Annotated in this window: 5 protein-coding genes; 3 read left to right on the top strand and 2 right to left on the bottom strand. The window is 62.6% G+C overall.

The window, feature by feature from the left end; all coding sequences use genetic code 11:
• Positions 1–196 precede the first annotated feature (196 nt).
• Entirely contained in the window at positions 197–661 is a 465-nt protein-coding gene (locus tag VKM35_RS09890; RefSeq protein WP_324320853.1) for a hypothetical protein, read from the top strand.
• A 129-nt stretch (positions 662–790) separates the two neighbouring features.
• On the opposite strand, the gene VKM35_RS09885 is transcribed toward VKM35_RS09890, so the two are convergent.
• Entirely contained in the window at positions 791–1780 is a 990-nt protein-coding gene (locus VKM35_RS09885; RefSeq protein ID WP_324320852.1) for an alpha/beta hydrolase, read from the bottom strand.
• Between the two features lie 126 nt (positions 1781–1906).
• Between VKM35_RS09885 and VKM35_RS09880 the strand changes: the two genes are divergently transcribed.
• Positions 1907–2713 (top strand): AraC family transcriptional regulator, encoded by an 807-nt coding sequence (locus VKM35_RS09880; RefSeq protein ID WP_324320851.1) that lies wholly within the window; start codon positions 1907–1909, stop codon positions 2711–2713.
• A 53-nt stretch (positions 2714–2766) separates the two neighbouring features.
• Here VKM35_RS09880 and VKM35_RS09875 read toward each other — a convergent pair whose 3' ends face one another.
• A complete protein-coding gene (locus VKM35_RS09875; protein ID WP_324320850.1) occupies positions 2767–3246 on the bottom strand; it encodes a VOC family protein in 480 nt (159 codons plus the stop codon).
• A 116-nt stretch (positions 3247–3362) separates the two neighbouring features.
• Here VKM35_RS09875 and VKM35_RS09870 point away from each other — a divergent pair.
• Positions 3363–3827 (top strand): glutathione S-transferase family protein (locus tag VKM35_RS09870; RefSeq protein WP_324320849.1); only part of this gene is annotated, 465 nt, incomplete at its 3' end.

Here is a 3827-nt window from a genome sequence, read left to right as displayed (position 1 = left end):
TTCCCGGTCGGCGTGCTGGTGTCGCTGGTCTCAGCGGGGCTGCTGCGCAACCCGCGGTTTTTGCCAGCGCGGCGGGGTTAGGCGCGAAGCAGGAGAAGCGCGGGGCAGGGTGGGGTTTCGTTTGAGCGAAATTTCGCTCTGGACAGCCCCCTGTTCTTCTCATTAAAAATGGCGGAATGATTTTGAGGGATCACTGATGATGAAGTTGCAACGGGCTCTGATGTTGGCTCTGACCGTCTCGCTGTGTGCTTGCTCTGCGACCGAAAACGAGAGTCAACTCAAGGATGCAAAGAAAGCGATTGCGCAGATCGAGATACCGCCGTTGAAATGGTGCGTCCCGGAAAGCAATTTCAAGGACTTTTCAACGCTTGAAATGGGGCGCGCAATTACACGGTGCGGCTCCAGCATTGAGTTTTCGCCTGGCGGAATCGCGCCGATTCGTTCAGGCCAGTTGATCGGCGTAAAACTGATGCTGACCGGCCCGGATCGTGCACGCATGTCGCAATTCTATGGTGATCATCAGCGGCATTTTGCCGTGCTCACGCGAAACGATGTGGTACTGCACCATTCAACAATTGCCGGATCAGAGGCGGAGGACATCAGCATTCTGTTTGAAAGCAAGGCTCAAGAGGAGCAGTTCCTGAGGCTGCTATTGCATTGACAGGTGCTGGGAGGGAGGAGCTTGTTGAACTGGTGCAGTCCAGGTAGCTGACAAGGAGAGACGGCCATGAGCATCTGAGTAACGGAGACAGGGAAAATTGATTTTCTCCGTCTCCTTTACCGGATCGATTCATCGAGTCGCGACGGAAGGACCAGGCGCCGCCACGATATTCCGAACTGCATCTGCGACGGCCTTCGGATTCTCGCGGTGGATGTTGTGGCCGGTGGCGAAGTACTGATGGGTGCCGCGCGAGAAACCGGCGAACAGATCCGCATGCTCGCTTTTCCACAGCGCCTTGCCCTGCGCTGTTTCCTCGAACACGAAAGGCTCGGCGGCCACCAGTGTCGAGGTGAGCAAGGCGACCGGCACGTCGGGTTCGGCGCGCGGCGATACGGCCGCCTCACTGTCCAACTCCGTGATCAACAGCTGGTAGTCCTTCGCCAGCGCAGGCGGCAGCATTGCCAGCATCGCCTTGTCGTCGGCCAGCACGCGATCGTGATCGGCGTGCTCGGAATCGCGGCGCTGGCCCATCGTCGCCGGGTCCACGAGCACGAGGCCCTTGAGGCGATCGGGATGGCGGCGTGCGTACTCGGTGGCCAGCAGGCCGCCGTAGGAGTGCCCCACCAACACGATTCTTTCGTTCGGCGCGAGCGCATCGATGACAGCGCCTAGATCCTGCAGGTGCTTTTCGATGGTGTTCGGCGTCCCGTCCGTGCCGGATGTTCCGAGACCGGTGCGCGCATACGCGATGCACCGGCACTCGGCGCCGAGGTCGGCGATGACGGCCTTCCACACACCGGCGCCCTGTCCGAAGCCTGACTCGAACACGACCACCACCGGCCCCTGGCCCTGCTGCTGCACTTGCAGCTTGTAGCCGGGACGGGTCACCGGCACCTCGTCGGCGTGTGCAAATGCGGGAAACATCAATGCGAACAGGAGGGTGATTCCTGCGCCACGAAGAAAGCAGGTCGGCAGTGGGGAGTTGGCCATGGCGGTCAGTGTGTTCCGCAGTTGCAGGGCGCGCCCTGCTGGCAGCCGCAGCTGCAGGTGGATGGCGTGGCTGCGGGCGTCTGGCAGCCGCAGGTGCAGGCGGCGCCAATGCAGGGATTGCAGGTGCAAGATTTGGAGTCGGTGTTCATGGCAGTGGTCCTTGGCTTGGTGCAGACCGGAAGTGGCCTGTGGGGCAAAGTTTGGGCACTGTGCGAGCAACGGTCTTGAACGTAGGGGCTGATCAGAGGACGGACCATGACGAGTACCGATGTTGTCGCCGAGACCCGAAAGCGGGCGCTGGCCGGCGTCGGGCGGGTCATTGTCTGGTCTGGTGGCAGTATTTGGGTCGGGCGCCACGTCGGACAGGTGCCTGAGCACGCCCACCACGCGATACAAGTGTCGCTGGCACTCGAAGGCCGATTCCGCGCGCGGGCGCAATCCTGGCCCGAATCGCGCGCGTGTGCTGGCCTGATCGTGATGCCCGACCAGGCGCATTGCCTTGATGGCTGCGACACCGCGGTCGCCACGCTCTTCATCGAACCCAACTCCATCCCCGGCGCGGCGCTGCGACAGCGATTCGCCGGATGGGATGTAGCCTTGCTGTCGGACGAAGAAGCGGAGGCTTGCGCGGCCGGTCTGCGAAGCGAATACCTGTCTGGCGCGACCGATGCGCGCTTGGTCCAATTCGCACGTGCAGCGATCTGCCGCATCGCCGGCGATCCGCTCACCGCGCCGCGCCCGGACCCGCGAATCACGGCGGCGCTGGAGTGGATGCGCCAACACCTCGCTACGGCCATGCGATTGCAGGACGTCGCCGCGGCGGTGCATCTGTCGCCGGGAAGGTTCCGGCATCTATTCGTGGCCCAGACCGGCACCTCATTTCGCGCCTGGCTGCTCTGGGCGCGCGCCGAACATGCGATCGCGGCCGCGACGTGCGGCATGTCGTGGACGGAGGCATCCCATGCCGCCGGCTTTGCCGATGCAGCGCACTTCACCCGCACCTGCCGGCGCGTGTTCGGCATCGCGCCGACGATGCTCGTCTTCGAGAAGGAATCGTCGTGATGAGGTGACGCGCGCCCGCGTCGCCGCGGCGATCAGGCGCGCGTCGGCGAGCTTCAGCCGCGCCGCGCCGCCTCGACCGCAGCGATATCGATCTTCCCCATTTCCATCATGGCGTTGAATGCGCGTTTGGCGGCGGCCGGATCAGGATCGGTGATCGCCGCCATCAAGGCGCGTGGCGTGATCTGCCACGACAGCCCCCATTTGTCCTTGCACCAACCGCACTGACTTTCCTGGCCGCCGTTGCCGACAATCGCATTCCACAAGCGATCGGTTTCTGCCTGATCGTCGGTCATCACCTGGAACGAGAACGCCTCGCTGTGCTTGAACACAGGCCCGCCGTTCAAGCCCAGGCAGGGAATGCCCATCACGGTGAACTCGACCGTCAAGACACTGCCTTGCTTGCCATCGGGGTAGTCGCCGGGCGCGTGATGGATGGCTTTCACCGCGCTATCGGGGAAGGTCTTGGCGTAGAAAGTTGCCGCGTCCAACGCGGTGCCGTCGTACCAGAGGCAAATCGTGTTCTTGCTGATCATGTGGACTCTCCAAAGCCTGGGCGGATTTTCTTCGAGGGCGCGAAACAGGAGTCAGGGTGGAATTTCTTCCGGGCAAGAATGTACTCTGAAACCGGGTCTCGCCTGGAGTGCCGGTCATGCCTTTGCAACTCTACTTCCACCCGTTCTCCTCGTACTGCCAGAAGGTGCTCATCGCGTTGTACGAGAATGCGATCGAGTTCGAGCCGCGTTCGCTGGATGGCCCGGACAGCCCGGCGATGCGCGAGCTCGGCGAACTTTGGCCGATAAAGCGCTTCCCCGTGCTTGTCGATGGCGAGCGCACGATATTTGAAGCGACCTGCATCATCGAATACCTGGGCGTGCACAGGCCCGGCCCGGTGCGGCTGATTCCCGCGGACGCCGATGCTGCGCTCGATGTGCGCATGCTCGATCGCTTCTTCGACAATTACATCTCGACGCCGCAGCAGAAGATCGTCTTCGACGCGATGCGAACCGCGGAAGATCATGACCCGTTCGGTGTGCAGCGGGCGCGCGATATGCTCGACACCGCCTATGACTGGCTGGAAAAGCGCATGGCGTCGCGCGAATGGGCGACAGATGCG

It is taken from the genome of Arenimonas sp. (assembly GCF_035312645.1).
In the GTDB taxonomy this organism is placed as follows: domain Bacteria; phylum Pseudomonadota; class Gammaproteobacteria; order Xanthomonadales; family Xanthomonadaceae; genus Arenimonas.
Note: the sequence above shows the minus strand (reverse complement) of the source record. Positions and strands in the feature narration are given on the sequence as shown.